The sequence below is a fragment of the Pseudomonas putida NBRC 14164 genome (assembly GCF_000412675.1).
GTDB classification, from domain to species: domain Bacteria; phylum Pseudomonadota; class Gammaproteobacteria; order Pseudomonadales; family Pseudomonadaceae; genus Aquipseudomonas; species Aquipseudomonas putida.
The window spans coordinates 213,680-234,625 of record NC_021505.1 but is presented as its reverse complement, the minus strand read 5'-3'; the positions used below and the strand labels follow the sequence as shown (position 1 = coordinate 234,625).

Annotated in this window: 20 protein-coding genes and 2 pseudogenes; 7 read left to right on the top strand and 15 right to left on the bottom strand. The window is 63.5% G+C overall.

Going from position 1 to position 20,946, the window contains the following annotated elements:
• Positions 1-3: 3 nt before the first annotated feature.
• Both PP4_RS01015 and PP4_RS01010 read left to right on the top strand, forming a co-directional pair.
• Positions 4-1,350: an NfeD family protein gene (locus tag PP4_RS01015; protein ID WP_016497494.1), complete on the top strand. Its 1,347-nt coding sequence runs from the start codon at positions 4-6 to the stop codon at positions 1,348-1,350.
• Between the two features lie 2 nt (positions 1,351-1,352).
• Positions 1,353-2,105: a slipin family protein gene (locus PP4_RS01010; protein ID WP_016497493.1), complete on the top strand. Its 753-nt coding sequence runs from the start codon at positions 1,353-1,355 to the stop codon at positions 2,103-2,105.
• A gap of 31 nt (positions 2,106-2,136) precedes the next feature.
• On the opposite strand, the gene PP4_RS01005 is transcribed toward PP4_RS01010, so the two are convergent.
• The 3 genes from PP4_RS01005 to PP4_RS00995 form a co-directional block, all read right to left on the bottom strand.
• Complete coding sequence (locus tag PP4_RS01005; RefSeq protein ID WP_016497492.1) at positions 2,137-2,769, bottom strand: LysE family transporter; 633 nt, start codon at positions 2,767-2,769, stop codon at positions 2,137-2,139.
• Positions 2,770-2,969: 200 nt separating this feature from the next.
• On the bottom strand, positions 2,970-3,557 hold the full coding sequence (locus PP4_RS01000; RefSeq protein ID WP_016497491.1) for a mechanosensitive ion channel family protein: 588 nt from the start codon (positions 3,555-3,557) through the stop codon (positions 2,970-2,972).
• Positions 3,557-5,467, bottom strand: a complete 1,911-nt coding sequence (locus tag PP4_RS00995) for an ATP-binding cassette domain-containing protein (protein ID WP_016497490.1) — start codon at positions 5,465-5,467, stop codon at positions 3,557-3,559. The genes PP4_RS01000 and PP4_RS00995 overlap by 1 nt, the downstream gene beginning before the upstream one ends.
• 50 nt (positions 5,468-5,517) lie before the next feature.
• Here PP4_RS00995 and PP4_RS00990 point away from each other — a divergent pair, with 50 nt between their 5' ends.
• Positions 5,518-6,000: a TIGR02444 family protein gene (locus PP4_RS00990; RefSeq protein WP_016497489.1), complete on the top strand. Its 483-nt coding sequence runs from the start codon at positions 5,518-5,520 to the stop codon at positions 5,998-6,000.
• Here PP4_RS00990 and PP4_RS00985 read toward each other — a convergent pair.
• Positions 5,976-7,160: an AlgP family protein gene (locus PP4_RS00985; RefSeq protein WP_016497488.1), complete on the bottom strand. Its 1,185-nt coding sequence runs from the start codon at positions 7,158-7,160 to the stop codon at positions 5,976-5,978. The genes PP4_RS00990 and PP4_RS00985 overlap by 25 nt on opposite strands.
• A 179-nt stretch (positions 7,161-7,339) precedes the next feature.
• Between PP4_RS00985 and PP4_RS00980 the strand changes: the two genes are divergently transcribed.
• Complete coding sequence (locus PP4_RS00980) at positions 7,340-7,978, top strand: FKBP-type peptidyl-prolyl cis-trans isomerase (protein WP_041167480.1); 639 nt, start codon at positions 7,340-7,342, stop codon at positions 7,976-7,978.
• Between the two features lie 9 nt (positions 7,979-7,987).
• Here PP4_RS00980 and PP4_RS00975 read toward each other — a convergent pair whose 3' ends face one another.
• The 7 genes from PP4_RS00975 to PP4_RS00945 form a co-directional block, all read right to left on the bottom strand.
• The gene (locus PP4_RS00975; protein ID WP_016497486.1) at positions 7,988-8,458 is read right to left on the bottom strand and encodes an Rsd/AlgQ family anti-sigma factor; all 471 of its coding nucleotides are present in this window, start codon (positions 8,456-8,458) and stop codon (positions 7,988-7,990) included.
• Between the two features lie 231 nt (positions 8,459-8,689).
• Positions 8,690-9,196 (bottom strand): disulfide bond formation protein B, encoded by a 507-nt coding sequence (locus PP4_RS00970; RefSeq protein ID WP_041167479.1) that lies wholly within the window; start codon positions 9,194-9,196, stop codon positions 8,690-8,692.
• A gap of 222 nt (positions 9,197-9,418) precedes the next feature.
• On the bottom strand, positions 9,419-10,657 hold the full coding sequence (locus PP4_RS00965; protein WP_016497483.1) for a heme biosynthesis HemY N-terminal domain-containing protein: 1,239 nt from the start codon (positions 10,655-10,657) through the stop codon (positions 9,419-9,421).
• Positions 10,654-11,754 carry a uroporphyrinogen-III C-methyltransferase gene (locus PP4_RS00960; RefSeq protein ID WP_016497482.1) on the bottom strand — a complete coding sequence of 367 codons (1,101 nt, stop codon included), beginning with the start codon at positions 11,752-11,754 and terminating at the stop codon, positions 10,654-10,656. The genes PP4_RS00965 and PP4_RS00960 overlap by 4 nt, the downstream gene beginning before the upstream one ends.
• 45 nt (positions 11,755-11,799) lie before the next feature.
• Positions 11,800-12,567: a uroporphyrinogen-III synthase gene (locus PP4_RS00955; RefSeq protein WP_016497481.1), complete on the bottom strand. Its 768-nt coding sequence runs from the start codon at positions 12,565-12,567 to the stop codon at positions 11,800-11,802.
• On the bottom strand, positions 12,564-13,505 hold the full coding sequence (gene hemC, locus PP4_RS00950) for a hydroxymethylbilane synthase (protein WP_016497480.1): 942 nt from the start codon (positions 13,503-13,505) through the stop codon (positions 12,564-12,566). Before hemC ends, PP4_RS00955 begins: the two co-directional genes overlap by 4 nt.
• A 199-nt stretch (positions 13,506-13,704) precedes the next feature.
• Positions 13,705-14,448, bottom strand: coding sequence for a LytR/AlgR family response regulator transcription factor (locus PP4_RS00945; protein WP_015268539.1), 744 nt, complete (start codon positions 14,446-14,448; stop codon positions 13,705-13,707).
• A gap of 296 nt (positions 14,449-14,744) precedes the next feature.
• Here PP4_RS00945 and argH point away from each other — a divergent pair, with 296 nt between their 5' ends.
• Complete coding sequence (gene argH, locus PP4_RS00940; protein ID WP_016497479.1) at positions 14,745-16,139, top strand: argininosuccinate lyase; 1,395 nt, start codon at positions 14,745-14,747, stop codon at positions 16,137-16,139.
• 123 nt (positions 16,140-16,262) lie between these two features.
• On the opposite strand, the gene PP4_RS00935 is transcribed toward argH, so the two are convergent.
• Entirely contained in the window at positions 16,263-16,925 is a 663-nt protein-coding gene (locus tag PP4_RS00935) for a glutathione S-transferase (RefSeq protein ID WP_016484339.1), read from the bottom strand.
• Positions 16,926-17,072: 147 nt separating this feature from the next.
• Between PP4_RS00935 and PP4_RS00930 the strand changes: the two genes are divergently transcribed.
• Both PP4_RS00930 and PP4_RS00925 read left to right on the top strand, forming a co-directional pair.
• On the top strand, positions 17,073-17,372 hold the full coding sequence (locus PP4_RS00930) for a hypothetical protein (protein WP_016497478.1): 300 nt from the start codon (positions 17,073-17,075) through the stop codon (positions 17,370-17,372).
• 69 nt (positions 17,373-17,441) lie between these two features.
• The gene (locus PP4_RS00925; protein ID WP_016484337.1) at positions 17,442-17,687 is read left to right on the top strand and encodes a TIGR02647 family protein; all 246 of its coding nucleotides are present in this window, start codon (positions 17,442-17,444) and stop codon (positions 17,685-17,687) included.
• 35 nt (positions 17,688-17,722) lie between these two features.
• On the opposite strand, the gene PP4_RS00920 is transcribed toward PP4_RS00925, so the two are convergent.
• From PP4_RS00920 to PP4_RS29960, 3 genes and pseudogenes are all read right to left on the bottom strand, one after another.
• Positions 17,723-19,666, bottom strand: a complete 1,944-nt coding sequence (locus PP4_RS00920) for an FTR1 family protein (RefSeq protein ID WP_016497477.1) — start codon at positions 19,664-19,666, stop codon at positions 17,723-17,725.
• A 427-nt stretch (positions 19,667-20,093) separates the two neighbouring features.
• Positions 20,094-20,213 (bottom strand): annotated as a pseudogene (locus PP4_RS29965) (DUF3077 domain-containing protein); the annotation flags it as partial.
• 363 nt (positions 20,214-20,576) lie between these two features.
• A pseudogene (locus PP4_RS29960) lies at positions 20,577-20,867 on the bottom strand (RHS repeat-associated core domain-containing protein); the annotation flags it as partial.
• Positions 20,868-20,946: the final 79 nt, after the last annotated feature.

The following is a 20,946-nucleotide window of genomic DNA, read 5'->3' as shown; positions in this document are numbered from 1 at the left end:
CAGGTGATCGCCCGCTGCTGGCGCTGGCTGTTGCTGCTGTTGCTGCTTGGCATCACGCCAGGTGGCCAGGCAGCGCCCGCTGCAGTGTGGGTGCTGGGCATCGATGATGCCATCGGCCCGGCCAGCGCCGACTACCTGGTACGCAGCCTCGACCAGGCCCAGGCCCAGGGCGCGCAACTGGTGGTGATCCGCCTGGACACCCCAGGTGGCCTGGACAGCGCCATGCGCCAGATGATCAAGGCGATTCTCGCCAGCCCCGTGCCGGTTGCCACCTACGTGGCTCCAAGCGGTGCCCGCGCTGCCAGCGCCGGCACCTATATTCTCTACGCCAGCCATGTTGCCGCGATGGCCCCCGGGACCAACCTGGGGGCCGCCACGCCCGTACAGATTGGCGGCCCCCCAGGTGCGCCCAAGGACGACAAGGCCAAAGGCAGCGATGATGAAACCTTGTCCCGCAAGCAGGTCAACGATGCCGCTGCGTACATCCGCGGCCTGGCGCAGCTGCGCGGGCGCAATGCCGATTGGGCGGAGAAGGCCGTGCGCGAGGCTGTCAGCCTCCCTGCCAGCGAAGCCTTGCGGCTGAATGTGATCGACCAGGTAGCTGACGACCTGCCTGCCCTGCTGCGCAAACTCGACGGCAAAACGCTGGAGGCCGCCGGCCAGCCACACCAGTTGCAGACAGCCGGCGCCAGCCTGGTAGAGCACCTGCCGGATTGGCGCACCCGGGTACTGGCGGTCATCACCAACCCCAGCGTGGCGCTGATCCTGATCATGGTCGGCGTGTACGGCCTGTTGTTTGAATTCATGAGCCCCGGCTCTACCGTGGGAGGCGTGGTCGGCGGCATCTGCCTGCTATTGGCACTGTACGCCCTGCAGCTGTTACCGGTGAGCTTCGCCGGGGTGGCGCTGATCTTGCTGGGCATCGCTTTCATGATCGCCGAAGCCTTCCTGCCCAGTTTCGGCGTGGTCGGGTTTGGCGGCATCGTTGCCTTTGTGGTCGGCGCGCTGATCCTGATCGACACTGACGCACCCGGCTTCGGCATCCCGCTGGCCTTGATCGGCACCCTGGCAGTGCTCTCGGCGCTGTTTATCGGCGGGGTGCTGGGCATGGCCCTCAAGGCACGACAACGCGCGCTGGTCAGCGGTGACGCCGGCCTGGTCGGCAGCCTGGTCACCGTCACCCAAGTGATGGCAGGCAACCCGTTCCGTGGCGTGGTACTGGCCCAGGGCGAGCAATGGCAAGTGCAGTGCGCAACGCCGCTGCAAGCTGGCCAGAACGTGCGGGTGACCGCGCGCCATGGCGTGATGCTGGACGTGAGCGCCGCCGCGCCTGCGGCGCAAGGAGACTAACCATGTTCATGCAACTGGGTTTTGGTGCCGTGCTGATCGTGCTGGCAATGCTGTTGCTGTCGGCGTTTCGCATCCTGCGCGAATACGAACGCGGCGTGGTGTTCCAGCTGGGGCGCTTCTGGCAGGTGAAGGGGCCGGGGCTGATCCTGTTGATCCCGGTGATCCAGCAAATGGTGCGGGTAGACCTGCGCACCGTGGTGCTGGATGTGCCACCACAGGATGTAATCACCCGCGACAACGTTTCGGTCAAGGTCAACGCGGTGCTCTACTTCCGCGTGCTCGACCCGCAAAAGGCGATCATCCAGGTCGAGGACTTTCTGGTAGCCACCAGCCAGTTGGCCCAGACCACGCTGCGTGCGGTGCTGGGCAAGCACGAACTGGATGAGCTGCTGGCAGAACGTGAGCAACTGAACGCGGACATTCGCCAGGTGCTGGACGCGCAAACCGATGCCTGGGGCATCAAGGTGGCCAACGTCGAGATCAAGCATGTCGACCTCAACGAATCGATGATCCGCGCCATCGCCCGGCAGGCCGAGGCCGAACGCGAACGGCGGGCCAAGGTGATCCATGCCGAGGGGGAATTGCAGGCGTCGGAGAAGCTGATGCAGGCTGCGCAGATGCTGGGCAAGGAGCCTGGGGCGATGCAGTTGCGCTATATGCAGACGCTGGGGGCGATTGCGGGGGACAGGACCTCGACCATTGTCTTCCCGATGCCGGTGGACTTGCTGACGGGGCTGGTAGACAAGCAGAAATAGAGTTGGGGCCAGACCAGGCCCCGGCGGTCTGTCAGAGAGGCGCGCGACGCAGGGTAGCGAGGAAGGTCGCCGCCCCAATGAACAACCCGGCAAACGTCCGGTTCAAGCGTTTCTGCTGCTTGGGTGTACGCAGCAGGCGCAACACCCGCGAGGCCAAACCGGTGTAGCCCGCCATCACCAGCATGTCCACGGTGATCATGGTCACGGTGATTGCCACATACTGCGGCAACAGCGGTGCATGCGGGTTGATGAACTGCGGCAGTACCGCCAGCATGAACACCAGTGCCTTGGGGTTGCTGACGTTGACCAGAAAGCCGCGGAACACCAGGCTCAGCGGTTTGCCGATAGGGCGCACGCTGGACTCATCGGACATGTCCATCGGCAAGGCGCGCCATTGCTTGTAGGCCAGGTATACGAGGTAGGCAACGCCGAACCATTTGATGACCTGGAAGGCGGTGGCCGAGGCGGCCAGGATGGCGCCGACGCCGGCGGCAATAATGGCGATTTGCACAATCAGGCCCAGTTGCAGGCCCAGGGCGTTCCAGTAACCACGCCAGAAGCCGTATTGCAGGCCGCTGGACATCGAGGCGATCGCCCCGGCACCGGGTGACAGGCTGATCACCCAACAGGCGGCAAAGAAGCCCAACCATACTTCCATCGACATCACACACCTCGCTCGAACACTTGTTGCAAAAGGTTAAGCTAAGGTTTTGGTGAAAAAATAACCAGGGATTTCTGATGGATTTTCTATCGCCTGTACCGGCCTCTTAGCGGGCGCGCCCGCTCCCACAAGTACTGTGCAGTTTTCAGACCCTGTGGGATACCTGTGGGAGCGGGCATGCCCGCGAAGGGGCCAATACAGCTTCAGTCAGCTTCGGCAGCTGTTTCTTTGTGCAGGGCCTGTACCTCGGCCCCGCGCCAGCGCCGGACCGACTTCTGGAAGAACTGGCTATTGGGCACCTGCACCAGCGCCCCGCCCGCTTCGGGCATTTCCAGCAGGGTGGTAAACAGCAGGTTGATCGCGATCACCCGGCCTTTCACGCCCGGCTTGTCCAGGGTATCGACCAGTTCGACCACATCACCAATGCGAAACGGCCCGACCGTGAAGATGAGCACCGCGCACAGCAGGTTGGACAGCACGCTCCACATGGCGAAGAAGGCCACCGCCGCCACCGCGACAAAGCCGGACAGCGCCGTCCACAGCACGGTCGCCGAAACGCCCAGGCGCTCCAGCACGAACAGCAGTGCGCTGCCCATGATCAGCCAGCGCAGGCCGCCACGCACCGGTACCAGCAGCTCTGGTGGCAGCGGGTAACGCTGGCCCAGGCGGCTCAACCCGCGAGCAACGATGCGCTGCAGTACGAAGGCCGCCACCAGGATCAACAGAATCTGCAAGCCCAGCCAGAAGGTGTCCATCCATTGCCCTGGCAGCAGCGAACGCAGTTCCTCCATCAGGACAGCGCCTCGAGCTCGGCCTGCATGCTTTCGAGGGTTTCCAGCGCTTCCATCCAGGCTTCTTCCAGCTCGCCTTCGCGTTGCTTGAGCTTGGTCTGGCGCGCCAGCAGGTCACGCAACTCGTCCTTGCGCGCCGCTTCGTAGAGGCCACCGTCACCCAGCGCGGTCTCGATCTCGGCCAGTTGCACGTGCACCTGGTTGAGCTCGGTTTCCAGCTTGTCGGCCGCCTTCTTGTGCGGGGCCAGTTGCTGGCGCAAGGCTGCGGCAGCCTGGCGCTGGGCTTTCTTGTCGGTCTTGTCCGGGTTGACCGGGGCCGTACTGGCCGGCGCGCTGCGCTGGCGGTACTCGACCAGCCAACGGCTGTAGTCGTCCAGGTCTCCGTCGAAGGTTTCGACCTTGCCATCGGCCACCAGCAGGAAGTCGTCGGTCGTGCTCTTGAGCAGGTGACGGTCGTGCGACACCACCACCACGGCACCGGCAAACTCCTGCAACGCCATGGTCAGCGCCAGGCGCATTTCCAGGTCCAGGTGGTTGGTTGGTTCGTCGAGCAGCAGCAGGTTCGGCCGTTCCCAGGCAATCAGCGCCAGCGCCAGGCGGGCCTTTTCGCCACCGGAGAAATTCACCACCGGCTCGTCAGTGCGGGCGCCATGGAAGTCGAAGCCACCGAGGAAGTCGCGCAGGGTCTGCTCGCGCTCGGTGGGGGCAATACGCTGCAGGTGCAGCAGCGGGCTGGCCTTGTCGTCCAGCGAGTCCAGCTGGTGCTGGGCAAAGTAGCCAACCGCCAGGTTCTCGCCACGGACCAGGCGGCCCGACAAAGGCTCCAGCTCACCCGCAAGGTTCTTGATGAGGGTCGACTTGCCGGCGCCGTTGGGCCCGAGCAGGCCAATGCGCGCACCCGGGGTGAGCTGCAGCTTGACCTTGTCGAGGATGGCCTTGTCGCCATAGCCCAGGCGGCCTTCGGACAGGCTCAGCAACGGGCTGGAGATTTTCTGCGACTCGCGGAAGACGAAGTCGAACGGCGAGTCGACATGCGCAGCCGACAGCTCCTCCATGCGCTCCAGGGCCTTGATCCGGCTTTGTGCCTGGCGGGCCTTGGTGGCCTGGGCCTTGAAGCGGGCGATGTACTTTTCCATGTGCGCGCGCTGTGCCTGCTGCTTCTCGTAGGCTTGCTGCTGCTGCGCCAGGCGTTCGGCACGGGTGCGCTCGAAGGCGGAGTAGCCGCCCTTGTACAGGTTCAGCTTGCGGTGCTCGACGTGCAGCACATGGTCGACCACGGCGTCGAGGAAGTCACGGTCGTGGGAAATCAGCAACAATGTGCCGGGGTAGCCCTTGAGCCAGTCTTCCAGCCACAGGATGGCGTCGAGGTCCAGGTGGTTGGTGGGCTCGTCGAGCAGCAGCAGGTCGGACGGGCACATCAGCGCCTGAGCCAGGTTCAGGCGCATCCGCCAGCCACCGGAGAAGTCGCCGACGCGGCGGTCCATCTGCTCGTTGGTGAAGCCCAGGCCCGCCAGCAATTTGCGCGCACGGGCGTCGGCGGTATAGCCGTCGGCGCCTTCCAGCTCACTGTGCAGGCGCGCCAGGGCGGTGCCATCGTGGGTCTGCTCGGCCGCAGCCAGTTCGGCCTGGACCTTGCGCAGGCGAAGATCGCCGTCGAGCACATAGTCCACGGCCAGGCGGTCGAGGGTGTCGACCTCTTGGCGCATGTGGGCGATGCGCCAGTCGCCGGGCAGCTGGCAATCGCCACCATCGGGCGACAGCTCACCGCGCAGCAAGGCGAACAGGCTGGATTTCCCGGCGCCGTTGGCGCCGATCAGGCCGGCTTTGTGACCGGCGTGCAGGGTCATGTCGGCGCCGTCTAGCAAGCGCTGCGGACCACGCTGTAAAGTGAGGTTGGTTAGTCTGATCATGATGGTCGCGGAGTCTACCAGCTTCCTCGGCCCATAGCGCGAGTGGAACCATGCACACCGACCTGTGGAATTACGCCTTGGCCCTGTATGCCAGGCCCGGCGTGGAAGCGGCCTGCCTTGAACTCCAGGCGCAGGGTGGCGATGTCTGCCTGCTGCTGTGCGCCACCTGGCTGCAGGCACGTGGCGTGGCCCTGCTGGACGCGCGCGCGCAAGCCCTGCACGACATTGCCGAGCCCTGGCAGCGGGAAGTGGTCGGCCCGTTACGCAGCCTGCGCCAGCAATGGCGAGAGTCAGCGTCGGGTGATACGCAACTGGCGGCGTTGCGTGAGCAGCTGAAGGGGCTGGAATTACAGGCAGAAAAAGCGCTGCTCGCGCGTATGCAGGAATGCTCGCGACAGTGGCCCGCGGACTCCCTTGAGCCCACGGACGACTGGCTGGCCCGGCTGGCGCCGGAGCCTGCCCGACACCACGACGCGCTGGATCTGTTGCGCGTCGCGGCGGCTGCGCTTCAGGACGCCGAAGACGGTGCCTGAGCCGGGGTGCTGGCAGGTGCCGACGGTGCTGCCGAAGCGGCCGGGGTGGCCGAGTTGGTTGCTGCGGCCGGGGTGCTGACGGCTGGCGTAGCAGGTTTGGCGTCGGCTGGCTTGCTGGCAACAGGCTTGGCGGCAGATGGCTTGGCGGCCGGACGTGCAGGAGCCTTGGCGGCAGCAGGCTTGGCCGCTGGTTTCGCAGCTGGTTTCGCGGCAGCGGCTTTGGCTGGCGCTGGCTTGGCTGCAGGTTTGGCAGCGGCAGCAGGCTTGGCCGCAGGTTTGGCGGCAGCACTCGCTTTGGCAGCTGGCTTCGCTGCGGGTTTGGCAGCAGCAGCCGCTTTGGCAGCTGGCTTCGCGGCAGGTTTGGCTGCAGCAGTAGTCTTGGCAGCTGGCTTCGCAGCAGGTTTGGCTGCAGCAGTGGCCTTGGCAGCTGGCTTCGCGGCAGGTTTGGCTGCAGCGGTGGCCTTGGCAGCTGGCTTCGCGGCAGGTTTGACTGCAGCAGTAGTCTTGGCAGCTGGCTTGGCGGCAGGTTTGGCAGCAGCAGTAGCCTTGGCAGCCGGTTTAGCGGCTGGCTTGGCAGCCGGTTTAGCGGCTGGCTTGGCAGCCGGTTTAGCGGCTGGCTTGGCAGCAGCAGCGGTTTTGGCAGCTGGCTTGGCGGCAGGTTTGGCTGCAGCAGTAGCCTTGGCAGCTGGCTTCGCGGCAGGTTTGGCTGCGGTGGTTCTGGCAGCTGGCTTGGCAGCGGCAGGCTTGGTGGTTTTGACGGCGCGCTGGTCAAGGGCTTTGGCGGCGGCTTCGCGAACCTTGCCTACACCTTGGGCCAGCTTGAGGCTGTCCTGAGCATCGCGCTTGAGTTGCTGGATATAAGAGCGGGTCTGGGTTTGACGTTCCTTGAGGGCATCGAGCAGCCCTTCAAGTTCACCAACGGCTTTTTGCGCTTTGGACTGCGCCTTGGCTTTGCCTGCCTTGGCGGCGTCCTGCAATTTCAGGCGACCGTTGTGCAGTTTTTCCTGGGCCTTGCCACGCTGCTTTTCCAGTTTGGCCAGCAGTTTTTCCGCATCAGCCAGCGCTTGCGAGCAGGCATCTTCCAAGTGTTCGAGCAGGCTGCCCGAAAGTTGCTGGAGCAGGTGTAACGGCGTACTTACTGGCTTCTTTTTGGCCGACATGGTTTACCTCCTGGCTGACGAGATTGCGGCTCATACTATGCTTCTGCTGCTACCGCCGCTAGGGCATGTTGACAGTAATATTTACGCCGCGTTGCATGCCTGGGCAAAGTTGTTATCTTGCAGCTGCGTGAAAGTGTAGTTGCTGAATTAATCATTGCTGATATTTGGGAGTCAGGGCATTGCCTCGATATCTTGTATTAGGTTTATGCCTGCTGGTGCCAGTTGCAATGGCCGACAGCAACGACCATGACCTCGCCTACAGCCTGGGCGCCAGCCTGGGCGAGCGTCTGCGCCAGGATATGCCTGGCCTGCAACTGGACGCACTGGTCGAAGGCCTGAAACAGTCCTATCAGGGGCAACCCTTGAAGCTCGACAAAGCACGTATGCAGGCCGTGCTCCAGCAACACGAAGCCCAGGAAGGTGACGCCGCCACGCAGAAGTTGCAGGCAGCCGAAACACGCTTCATGGCCAACGAGCGTGGCCGTTATGGGGTACGCGAACTACCGGAAGGTGTGCTCTACAGTGAACTGCAGCCAGGCACAGGCGCGCAGCCCAAAGTTGGCGGTAAAGTGCAGGTGCGCTATGTGGGCAGGCTGCCGGATGGCTCGGTGTTCGACCAGAACCAGGCGCCCCAGTGGTTCAGCCTGGATTCGGTGATCGAAGGGTGGCAGGTGGCCTTGCCAAGGATGCACGCCGGGGCCAAATGGCGCCTGGTAATCCCGTCAGCGCAGGCCTACGGCGCCGAAGGCGCAGGTGACCTGATCGCACCCTACACGCCCCTGGTGTTCGAGATCGAATTGCTGGCGGTTGGCGACTGACGCCAACCTTCAGGCCTCGACTGTGCCTTCTTCCTTGTGCGCGTTGTGCAGCACTTCGATCAGGCAATCTTCGAGTTCGAAGCGCTCGTGCAGCAGGGCACCCAACTTGGTCAGCTTCTCGGCAAAACGAGCCGGGTCCGAGCACTCACCTTTTGTACAATGGTCGTTGAAGGCCAGAGCAATCTGGGTACTGTCATCGATGCGAGGATTGATCTGCGTGGCCAGCTCCAGACCGCGCGTGTCACCAAATTCCTTGGCTTCACTGACCAATTGTTCGCTGACCTCGAAGTGCCACGCCGAAACGTAGTCGACAAGGAGAGCACAGAAGTCCCCGTGCGTATCCTTGTCGGCGAAGGCCGGCTTCACATCGCGCAAAGCACGGAAAGCCTGCACCAGTTCCTGGCGCTCATCCAGCCAACGGTCGATCAGCTTGTGAACCCCACCCCAGCGTTCCTGGGCATTCTGACAACTATCGAGCATGGCAATCTCTTCCCTTCTGGGTAGATGCCGCTGCACCTCGCACCACGACCGCGCAGCACAAAGGTGACATCAGCAGGACGGCATCGAGCAGTTGTATTTTCGGTATGCGTGCTGGGAGATTATTCCCGCGCGTGCTGCCCATCAAGGTACGCAGCGGACAAAGTTCATACAAGTGTTTAATACCCTGTTAATACGCCATTGGTCGCGCTAGTGGCCCAGCCTTGTTCCAGGTCAACTTCTTGCCAGGGTGCGGAAACGATACGCCAGCAGGCAACTCAAGGGCGGCACGGCCAGCAACAAGAAGGCCAGCAGGCTCCACTCAGGCAGCGTCAGGTCGAGAAAGCTCCAGGTCAGCGAGCTGCATTCGGGGCCGCCGAGCAGCAATTGCCGCGCCGCCTCGCTCCAGGATTGCTCGAACACACGCCCGATCGGTACCGGGCATACAGGGATAGCACCGCTGGCCCCCTGCAACCAGACATGCCGTGCCGCCAGCAACGCGCCAGCCAGCGTGCAGCCCAGCGTCGCCCGTGCGTAATGGAGGGTGCCCTGCGTGCCTGGTGCCTGCAGCACCGCCGCCATGCTCAGCAGTGCGTACACCGCTAGCAGCAGCCGCTGGCTGAAGCACAACGGGCACGGCACCAACCCCCGTATGTTTTCCAGGTGGTATGACGCGACCAGCACCGCCAATGCGGCCAGGCAGGCAGGAAGGAAAAAAGTGCGCAAACGGGCCGGAAGCATGGGCGGTGAAAGTCCCGGGGAAGATGTTGTGGTGTGAGACGGTAGAGGAAAGATGCGCTTTGTATCAAGGCGCGACAGTAGCGACAAGTCGCTGAATGGCGTAGGAAATTTCAAGCGATACGGTAGGAGGCGGCTGAGGAACCGCACTGCAGATCTAACTGGCAGCGGTAGAAAAGTTACCCAACGCCAAAGCCCGCACCTTGGCGCGGGCTTTGGGGTGGGTCAGGCGCGTACGCCTTCTGGCAGGGGCAGCGCCAGCAGGCGCTCGTCCAGCAGGCCAAGGCCCTCCTGGAACAGCTGGTTGCTTCGCTCGGTCTCGCCCAGGCCAGCGAGCAGGCGAGCCAGTTCGGCACAGGCCTCGGGGTTGCGTTCCATGCGCAGGCTGCTTTCCAGGTAGTCCCGCGCCTTGCCCCACAGCCGGTTCTGCAGGCTCAGGCGGCCCAGGGTCAGTAACAGGCTGGCGTCTTGCGGGTGATCCTTGAGCCAGCCTTCGGCGGTTTGCAGCTGGCGCGCCGGGTCATCACCGCGCACCAGGCCGTACAGGCGGGCCAGGTGGCTTTCGTATCCACGCTTGAGGGCGGTGCGCAACACCTGCTCGGCTTCGTTCTGGGCACCTACCTGGCGCAATTGCTCAGCGTAGGCCAGCACCAGTTGCGGCTCCTGGCGCTGGGCCGCGGTCAGCTGCTGCCAGGCGCGTTCCAGGGCCTGACGTGCGCTTTGCGCATCTTCGCCACGGGTGGTGGCCAGGCTCAGGTTCTGGCCCCAGGCGCGTTGCTCCAAAGCGGCCAGCTCCGCGGCAGGCAGCACCTTGCCCTTGCGCAGGTCGGGCAGCAGGCGAATCAGTGCCGACCAGTCACCGCGCTGCAGGTACAGGCGCTGCAGCAGGCGCAGCACCTGGCCGTTGTGAGGGTGGCGTTCCTGCATGGCCAACAGGGTTTCCAGGGCGCCGTCACTTTCACCACGGTCCATCTGCAACTGTGCATGGGTCAGGGCGATGGCCAGTTCTGCTTGCGGCTGACGCTCCAGCGCGCGCTCCAGCAGGTTGTCGCTGTCTTCGGTGCGGCCCTGCTCGTTGGCAGCACGGGCGGCACCGAGGTAGTACAGCAGCGGCTGGCGTTCAGCCTCGGCGGCACGGTGCAGGTGGCGTTGAGCACTGGCCCAGCGGCCCTCGGCAAGGTCCAGCTGGCCCTGTTCGATGGCCAGACGGATGCGCCGGCTGCGATTACGCCGCGACCACGGGTTGACCACACCGCTGGAGGTCAGCACCAGGCCGACCAGGTAACGCAACAGCCACAACAGAGCGACCACGGCCAGCAGCCCGGCCAAGGCCGCCCACAGCCCCGATTGATAGCGGAAGCTTCCATAGGAAAGCAGTACGTAACCGCTGTGCTTGGCGACCGCAATACCCAGTGCCGCGGCAATCACGATTGCCAGCACGGCCAGCAGGTAGACACGCTTCATGGTTTGCCCCCTTCAGCCTCAGCCGGCAGGTGACGGCGCTGAATGTAGGCCTGCACGGCCGCCAGGCTTTCGCTGAGGTCGGGGGTAACCACCGACACCGGCTGATCGGCCAGGGCATTGAGGCTCTCAAGCATGGCCTTGCTTTGCGGGTTGTCGGCGTTGAAGTTGGCCAACAACACACTGCGGGCGTCGTCCAGCGCCTGGGTGTAGACCTTGGCGTCACCATTGAGCGCCGCCCACTGGGCCTGCTCGATGGTCAGGCTCAGGGCCAGGCGCAGCTGGTTCAGTTGCTGGCCGGCCAGCAGTGGCCGCACGTTTTCATCGGCGTTGAAGTCGATCTGGAAGTACTTGGAGATTTCTGCCCACCACTGCGACAGCCGGCTGGCACCATCGCCGTCGGCGGTCAGGGCACCCAGCGCATCGGCATTGCTGTCGAACTCGGGCGACTGCGCACTCAGCTGCTGTACCAGCTCACGCTGTGCAGCCAGTTTCAGGAACAGGCCGGTACGGTCCGGTTGCTGGGTGCTGTTGAGCGTGGCCAGGCTGCGTGCCAGTTGCTCACGGGCAGCGAAGGCACCCGGGTCGCTCTGCTCGCGCAGGATCTCGTCGGCGCCTTCGACCAGGGCCTTGGCGCTGGTGATGTCCTGCAAGGCCGACAGGCGCAGGGTAGCCAGGCGCAACAGGTGCTCGGCTTCAGCCAGGCGCCACTCTTTGCGGCTTTCGCCTAGCACGGTTTCCAGGCGCTGGCTGAGACGCTGCTGGTCGCCCTGCAATTGCGCCACCAGGCGCCGGCGGTCTTCCAGCTCGCTGGCCGCCGGCAGGCTGGCCAGTTGCGCGCTGATCTGCTGTTCGCGCTGCTGCAGGGCTTCTGCGCGCTGGGTGAGCGCCTCGATGTGCTGGCCCTGGTTGAACTCGCTGCCTTGCAGTTGACGTACCTGCCAGACACCCCAGCCACCTACTGCCACCCCGGCCGCACCCAGCAGCAAGGCCAGCGCTGCCAGGCCACTGCCGGAGCGCTTGGCAGGTGGGGCGGTGACAGGTTCCGCCGGCGCCTGTGCCGACGGCTGATCATTATTGGACAAGACAGTCTCGCTCACGTATCCATCCTTTGCATGGGGGCGCATCGCGTTCAGCTTAGCGCCTTAAGAGGCAGGTGCAGCGCTGCGCTGCACGGCTACCAGCAAGGCCGTGGCACTGGCGCCACGGCAATCCACAACCTGTTGGGCCCCAGCGGCCCGGGCCTGTTCGGCAACCCGTGGGCTGGGCACGAACAGCGGCAGGCGTGCCAGCTGCGGCCAATCCGCGCCAGCCAGCTGCTGCAGATGTTCAAAACCCTGCCCACTGCTGACCACCAGGCCATTGAGGCGTTCCGCTTCGATGCGGCGCTTCAGGGTGCCCGCCGGGTAATCCGGCAGGCAGCGACGATACAGTTCCAGATATTCGACACTAGCACCTTGCTCTGCAAGACGCTCTGCCAGCAGTTCGCGACCTCCGACGCCGCGCACGACCAGGACACGCGCTGCAGGCACGGCAACGGCCTGAAGCAGGGCCGGTAACGCCAGCAAGGCTTCGCTGTCATCGCCACGCGGCGGAGTGTTTACCTCCAGCCCGGCGCCCTGCAGCACTGCAGCGGTTGCCTCACCCACGGTGAACCAGCCTTGCCGTGGCGGCTGCAGGCTGGCTTCGGCCAGTTGCTCAAGCAACAACCGGGCAGCTGGCTTGCTGACCACGATGATCGCCTGGAAGCCATGCAGGCCTTCCAGCAGAAGACGCTGCCGGGGCTCCACGGTGACGGGCTCTATCGCCAGCAGCGGCAGGCAGCTGCTGCCCACCCCCGCTGCCGCCAGGCTTTGCGCCAGCGCCGCACAGTCCTCGGCAGGCCGGGTCAGCAGCAGGCGCCATTGGCTCACGGGTGGCCGGCCTCGCCGTAGACTTCCTTGAGGATGGCCTCGGCACCTTGGCCCAGCAGGTCTTCGGCCACCTGTACGCCCAAGGTCTCGGCACCAGCGCGAGGGGCACGGGCTTCGGCCACCAGCAGGGTACCCCCGCTCGGCTGGCCAACCAGGCCACGCAGCCAAAGCTGGTCACCTTCGAGCACCGCGTAGCAGGCAATCGGCACCTGGCAGCCACCATTCAGGTGTTTGTTCAGGGCGCGTTCGGCCACTACCCGGTCGGCGGTGTCGGCATGGTGCAGCGGCGCCAGGAGTGCGTGGATCTCGAGGTCGGCACTGCGGCACTCGATGCCCACCGCACCCTGGCCGCCAGCCGGCAGGCTGTCATCGACGCTGATGGTGGCGGTGATGCGGTCTTCAAAGCCGAGGCGGATCAGGCCGGCGGCGGCGAGGATGATGGCGTCGTACTCGCCGGCGTCCAGCTTGGCCAGGCGCGTATTGACGTTGCCCCGCAGGAAGCGGATTTGCAGGTCCGGGCGGCGCGCCAGCAACTGGGCCTGACGGCGCAGGCTGGAAGTGCCGACGATGCTGCCGGCAGGCAGCGCTTCAAGGCTGTCAAAGGTGTTGGAAACGAAGGCATCACGCGGGTCTTCACGCTCGCAGATGCAGTACAGGCCCAGGCCTTCGGGGAAGTCCATGGGCACGTCTTTCATCGAATGCACGGCGATGTCGGCTTCGTTGTCCAGCAGGGCGGTTTCCAGCTCCTTGACGAACAGGCCCTTGCCGCCGATTTTTGCCAGCGGCGCGTCGAGCAGCTTGTCACCCCGGCTGACCATGGGCACCAGGGTCACCAGCAGACCGGGGTGGGCCTGCTCCAGGCGGGCTTTGACGTATTCGGCCTGCCACAGGGCCAAGGCACTTTTACGGGTGGCAATGCGGATTTCGCGAGTGGACATGGAACGCCCCGATCCAGAGAAATGCCGCCGATGATAACAGCATCTCCTTTATCGCTTGCAGATGTGGATCAGCTGAGGGCCTCTTCGCGGCTAAAGCCGCTCCCACAGGGTGAGGTGCCGCTCTACAGGCCAATGATCAACCTGTGGGAGCGGGTTTACCCGCAAACAAGGGCACAGCCCTTGCCATGCGGGCGCCGTGTCAGAGGGTCTGCATCATCTTGCGCACGCCGGCAACATGCCGGCGGCTGACTGTCAGGGCATCACCGTCCAGGCCTTTCAGGTACAGCTGAAAGTGCCCCAGCGGGGTACGCTGCAAGCGTTCTATGCGCTCGCGGGCAACCAGCGCATTGCGGTGAATACGCACGAAGCGTTCGCCAAATTCATCCTCCAGGGCTTTGAGCGGCTCGTCGAGCAGCACTTCCCCGGCCTCGTGGCGCAAGGTGACGTATTTGTGGTCGGCAATGAAATAGATCACCTGGGGCAAAGGAATCAGCTCGATGCCTTTACGCGTGCGGGCACTGATGTGGCTACGTGGGCCGCCACCTTCATTGGCCGGCCGGGTAAGCGCCGCCAACTGGGCGCGGTTGGGTTTTTCGGCCTTGCGCAAGGCATCGCGCAACGCCTGGGCCTGGAACGGCTTGGTCACATGGCTGAGGGTACTGTCCTTGAATGCCTCGGCACCGTATTCGTCATCCCCGGTGCAAAACACCACCGCCGGCGGCGCCTCGCGTTCGCACAGGCGAGCGGCTACCTGCAGGCCATCCAGGCCTGGCATGCCGATGTCCAGCAGGACCACATCGGGCTTGAGGCTTTCGATCAGCGCAAGGGCCTCCTCGCCGTTGGTGGCGCTGGGCTCCAGCACGGTGTAACCCTCCAGTTCGCCGAGTAGCCGGCTGAGGCGTTCACGGCCTTGGGGTTCGTCATCAACGATCAGGACATTCATAATTGCGCTGGATTCCTGAATGAGTCTCGCACAGGTATAGCGTAGACAGGTGTGGTTCGAGCGACACTGCGGTCACGCTCTAGACCGGTGCGATGGCCAAAGATTCACTCGGACGGCAGATTCACCGCCAGTCCTTTGTCCAACTGTAGACGGTCCGTGGAACACTGCCGTTCATTCCTTAAAATCCTTCTCTGCCATTTTCCGGGCATTTCTCTCGACCGGCGCCCTGCGGCAGCCAGCCCAACCCTGCTATTATCGGCGCCACTTTTTCGTTCACGCCTGCAATGAGTGAATCCATGAGCACCGACAAGACCAATCAGTCCTGGGGCGGCCGCTTCAGTGAGCCCGTCGACGCCTTCGTCGCCCGTTTCACCGCCTCGGTCGATTTCGACAAGCGCCTGTACCGCCACGACATCATGGGTTCGATCGCCCATGCCACCATGCTGGCGCAGGTCGGCGTGCTCAGCGATGCCGAGCGCGACACCATCATCGATGGCCTGAAGACCATCCAGGGCGAAATCGAAGCCGACAACTTCGACTGGCGCGTCGACCTCGAAGACGTGCACATGAACATCGAAGCACGCCTGACCGACCGCATCGGCATCACCGGCAAGAAGCTGCACACCGGCCGCAGCCGCAACGACCAGGTAGCCACCGATATCCGCCTGTGGCTGCGCGACGAAATCGACCTGATCCTGGCCGAAATCACCCGCCTGCAGCAGGGCCTGCTGGAGCAGGCCGAGCGTGAAGCCGAAACTATCATGCCCGGTTTCACCCACCTGCAGACGGCTCAGCCGGTCACCTTCGGCCACCACCTGCTGGCCTGGTTCGAAATGCTCAGCCGCGACTACGAGCGCCTGGTCGACTGCCGCAAGCGTACCAACCGCATGCCCCTGGGCAGCGCCGCGCTGGCGGGCACCACCTACCCCATCGACCGCGAACTGACCTGCAAGCTGCTGGGCTTCGAAGCCGTGGCCGGCAACTCGCTGGACGGCGTGTCGGACCGTGACTTCGCCATCGAATTCTGCGCCGCTGCCAGCGTGGCGATGATGCACCTGTCGCGCTTCTCGGAAGAGCTGGTGCTGTGGACCAGCGCGCAGTTCCAGTTCATCGACCTGCCGGACCGCTTTTGCACCGGCAGTTCGATCATGCCGCAGAAAAAGAACCCGGACGTGCCAGAGCTGGTACGTGGCAAGAGCGGCCGCGTGTTCGGCGCCCTCACCGGCCTGCTGACCCTGATGAAAGGCCAACCGCTGGCTTACAACAAGGACAACCAGGAAGACAAGGAGCCGCTGTTCGACGCTGCCGACACCCTGCGCGACTCGCTGCGTGCCTTTGCCGACATGATCCCGGCGATCAAGCCAAAGCACGCCATCATGCGTGAAGCGGCCCTGCGCGGTTTCTCCACCGCCACCGACCTGGCCGACTACCTGGTACGCCGTGGCCTGCCGTTCCGTGACTGCCACGAAATCGTTGGCCACGCTGTGAAGTACGGCGTGGACACCGGCAAGGACCTGGCCGAGATGAGCCTGGACGAACTGCGCCAGTTCAGCGACCAGATCGAGCAGGACGTGTTTGCCGTGCTGACGCTGGAAGGCTCGGTGAATGCCCGTGACCACATTGGTGGTACGGCACCGGCGCAGGTACGCGCTGCCGTTGTTCGTGGCAAGGCCCTGTTGGCGTCTCGCTAACCCCCAAGGCGAGGGCTTCGCCCTCGTTCGCGGGCACGCCCGCTCCCACAGGTATTGCACAAGTTTCAAAAACGGTGCAGACCTGTGGGAGCGGGCATGCCCGCGAAGGGCTCAACACCAGACTCAGCGCTTGCCGCTGCGGATCATCTCCATGAAGGCCGGCATCGACGCTTCCTTGTCCGCCACGATCCGCGCCATGTGCGGGTTCTCGCCCATCAGCTGCAGCAACGCCTTGGCCTGCGGGAAGTCGGCCAAAAAGTCGATGTTCAGCACTTTCTTGCCCACGGCATAAGCCAGGTCGACCGAGAAGCAGAACATCAGGTCTGCCAGCGTCAGCTGCTCACCCGCAACATAGGGCGCAAAGCGACCGTTGCGCTTGAGGGTGGCAAAGCCGGCCAGCAAATCGGCACGCGCTTTCTCTTTGACCAAGGGCTCAACCGACATGCCGAAGAACGACTCGGCATAGCAAGTACGCGCCGGCAGCTCGATGTACAGCTCGATTTCCTTGAGCAGCTCACGCACCTTGGCCTGCCCGAACGGGTCGGCCGGCAGCAGTGCCTTGCCGCCTTGGGTCTGCTCGATGTAGTCGAGGATTACACTGGTTTCGCTGAGGAAGCCGTGCTCGGTCTGCAGCACCGGCACCTTGCCCCGCGGGCTCACTTCCAGCGCCTGTGGCGCCTGGCCGCCATAGAAGGTGACTTCTTCGAAGGGCAGGCCTTTTTCCAGCAGGGCCAGCTTGACCATGTTGTAGTAGTTGCTGACCGAGAATCCATGAAGCTTGAGCATGAGGTAACAGCCTCCAGGCCGTAAGGGGTTGGCCCGGCTTTTATAGACCCTAAGCCCGCCCCTGACCAGCGTCATGCACCCCGTCAATGCCCGGGCATTGCCGCCACGGGCGTGGCACACTGTGCATCCCATCACAGGAGTACCGCCATGAGCGAGCCCACCGACATCGACAATGACGACGAAGCCTTCGCCGAGGCGACACTGACCCAGGCCATCGAAAACCAGATTGAAAGCGGCGAACCGCCTGCGGCCAAGGCCACCTTCAACAAGCTGACCCTGGTCGGTTACGAGCGCGAGGACATCCTCAACCTGATGGCCCATGTGCTGGCCTTTGAAATCGACAACATGCTGGTGGAAGACCGCGCGTTCAACGGCGAGTGGTACGAGAACGCGTTGCGGGCGCTGCCGGAGCTGCCGCCTGAGATGGATCAAGGCGAGGACGAATAACCCGACTACACTCGAAGGTCAGGCACCGTAAGCGGTGCCGCCATCCTTGTCTGGAAGTCAGGAGTCGCCATGTCTTTTACCCCCGATCTGATCGCTGAACTGGAAGTACTCGCGCTGTTCAAACACGACAGCAGCCAGGAAGGCATCAAGATAAACAGCAACGCCGCCCCTGCCCTGGTCGCCGCTGCGCAACGCCTGCATGAAAAGGGGCTGACCGATCAACCCGATGGCGGCTACCTGACCAGCCTGGGTCACGACGCCGTTGACAGTGTCCAGCTGCTGCAGAACATCCTCAAGGCGCCACAGCCGGCCTGAACAGAGATCACAAGGGGCCGCGCTGCGGCCCCCGGTCAGTTGGCCGTTGCCCTGCGCTTTTCCACCAGCCACGAGCGCCCATACAGGAACACGATGGCCAGCAAGGCCACCGCCTGTGCCGACAGCGAGTAGGCATCAGCGTGAATGCCCAGCCAATCGAACTCGAAGAACGCCACCGGCCGTGTGCCCAGCACCCCGGCTTCTTGCAGCGCCTTCACGCCATGCCCCGCAAACACCACCGACAGCGCGCAAAGCAGCGCGGCGTTGATGCTGAAGAACAGCGTCAGCGGCAGCTTGGCAGAACCGCGCAAGATCACCCAGGCCAGGCCCACCAGCAGCACCAGCGCCGTGGCGCCACCCGCCAGCACCGCCTGGTGCCCGGCAGGGCCTGCCTGCAACCACAGGGTTTCGTAGAACAGGATCACTTCGAACAGTTCGCGGTACACCGAGAAAAACGCCAGCATCGCAAAGCCAAAGCGCCCGCCGCCGCTGACCAGGCTGCTTTTGATGTAGTCCTTCCAGGCAGCAGCGTGGCGGCGGTCATGCATCCATACACCGAGCCATAGCACCATCACCGCGGCAAACAGCGCCGTGCAGCCTTCCAGCAGTTCGCGCTGGGCGCCGCCCACATCGATCACATAGGCCGCCACCGCCCAGGTGGCGAACCCGGCGACCAGCGCCAGCCCCCACCCGATGTTGACGCTGCGTACCGCCGACTGCTGCCCGGTGTTACGGAGGAAGGCCAGGATCGCCGCCAGCACCAGAATTGCCTCCAGGCCTTCGCGCAGCAGGATCAGCAAACCGGAGATATAACTCAGCGACCAGCTCAGGCCGTCGCTGCCCAACAGCTTGGCGGCCTGGTCGAGCCTGCTCTTTGCCTCAGCCAGACGCTGTTCGGCCTGAGCCACGGGCAGGCCATCCTGCAGGGACTGACGGTAGGCCATCAGGGATTTTTCGGTGTCCTTGCGCGCCTGGGTGTCGATGTTGTCCAGCGAGCTTTCCACCAGCTCGAAGCCTTCCAGATAGGCCGCTACCGACAGGTCATAGGCCTGGTCGTGGTCACCTGCGCGGTAGGCGGCCAAGCTTTTGTCCAGCGTGTTGGCAGTGTATTCGAGCAGTTGCGCCGGGCCGCGCTTGACTTGCGGCGGCTGGGCACGCTGGGCACGGAAAGCTTCCACGACCGCGCTGCCTTCGTTGGCGGCGACTTCGGCCGGGGTCTGGCGAGCCAGGTCGGCGATGTTCCAGGTCTTGTCGCCTTTGCCGGCTTCCGGCTTGGCGGTGAAGCTGGCGATATAGGCGGCCACATCCCAGCGCTGGCGATCATCCAGCTGGTCGGCAAAGGACGGCATCTCAGTGCCGTCGATGCCCAGGGCCAGGGTGTTGTAGAGGTCGAACAGGCTCAACTGGTCCAGACGCACGACATCACGCAGGTTGGCGGGCGCAGGCTCCAGGCCCACGCCAGCGGGGCCGTCGCCTGCGCCGGTGTCTCCGTGGCAGATCGAGCAGTTTTGCGCATAAAGCGAAGCGCCACGGGCCGGGTCAGGTGTGATCACCGGGGCCTGGCTGACCTCGTAGGCCACTGCCAGTCGCGCGCCCAGCTGGCGGGCCTGCCGGGCGACAGCGGTGCCCTCCTGTCGCTGATCAATGGCCTGGCGTAACGCCTGGACGCCCTGTTCCAGGGCTTTTTGCTCGGTATTTGTGGGCAGGGCTTTGACCAGGTCGGCCAATACCGCGCTGAATTCCTGTTGCTCGCGGTATTCGCCCTCGTCGATCACTTTGCCGCCTTGCACGGTCGGCGGGTAGTCGGCGCCGATGTAGTCCAGCAGGTGCAGGGCCTTGCCGGCCTCGGCGGGGGACTCGGCCTGCGCCAGGGTGCTGCACAGCGCCAGCACCGGGCCAAGCAATATAGCCGGCAGCCAGGCAAGCAGACAGGAACGGGTTTTCATGGCCAGTCTCGAAGGGAATGCGAAAGAGAACATTGTTCACTCCGACTTGCCTTCGCTCAAGGGTGCTGGGCGGATTTCATGAAAAATCTTGCTACAAATCAGATGACAAGCATTCCGCCGCCCTCAGAACCTGCGCTGATCAGTGGGGGATGGCTTTGCCGGCGATGGCGGCCACGCCGATCCCACAGGAAACACTGGGTACCAATTGAGTAATCGCCAATTGAGCCATCGTCACTAGCCTGATGTGCAAACCAACAGGAGGCAGGGAACATGGATCGTCCCCATTCAGAGCAGTTACGGCTTGGACATTGTCCTGAACCCGAAGCGAGCGGGTTTGGGGATTATCCTCCCATCGCCGGCAAGCCAGCCCCTACAGGTGACACACGAGGCTTGAACGCAGTGACGTACCTGTGGGAGCTGGCTTGCCGGCGATGGGCCGCACAGCGGCCCCAGGTTTTTGGCAGCCAAGTAACACTGACAGTTGGGAGAATGCGTAACTGAACGGCACATTGGGCTGCAGGCGAAACAGGTCAAAGCTTTCCACGCCAACGGTGGAAGGATCTCTTGGGTCTTTGCTCATCGCTTGTAGTCACATGTGCCCCCCTACCTGACGAATTTCCACCTCATCTTCTCCTACCCTGAACGTCATGCGCTGACTACCATCAAGACGGACTTGCCAAAGGCCCAGCTTTTTGTTCGTGATCTTTAAATTCGGATCTCCCATTTTTTTGGCAGCCTCGGTAAATGAAAGTCCTTCTTTTTCAATAGCGTCGACAAAGATACTGTAGTTATGCTCTGCCGCAGGCGACAAATCTTTCATATCCCTGTCGCGTAGCCGCTTTACTTTAGGAGGGCTCACGGGGCTTGTAATAGAACTCGAAGCGTTAAATTGGCCTTGCCTATTTGCACGCTTGACGTCAAGTTTCAGGGGTTTGACACGCCTCATATGCCCTGTAGGATCGAAAAAATTCACTGGATCACAAGAGACATAGGCATAGGCATGCCACCCCCCCTTGCCGAACGGACTCCAGCTATCAGCGCTGTTGAAGCGCATCAGCGCCGGGTTGTATGCCCGGTAGCCGGCGCCTAGCAAATAACACCCAGTTACCCCATCGCGCGGCTGTCCGTCAAAACCCAACGCGCCCGCTAACGGGGCAACATCAAAACCGTAGGGCGCATAACTGAACTTTTCACAAGAGCGCTCAGCCCGCCCTTTCACAGTGCCATCAGGCATACCACACGTAACTTTTTCCATGCCCCACCTACCTGGTTAAGTCAGGCGGAGCATGGCGAACTCTCAAACGGTCATGTAA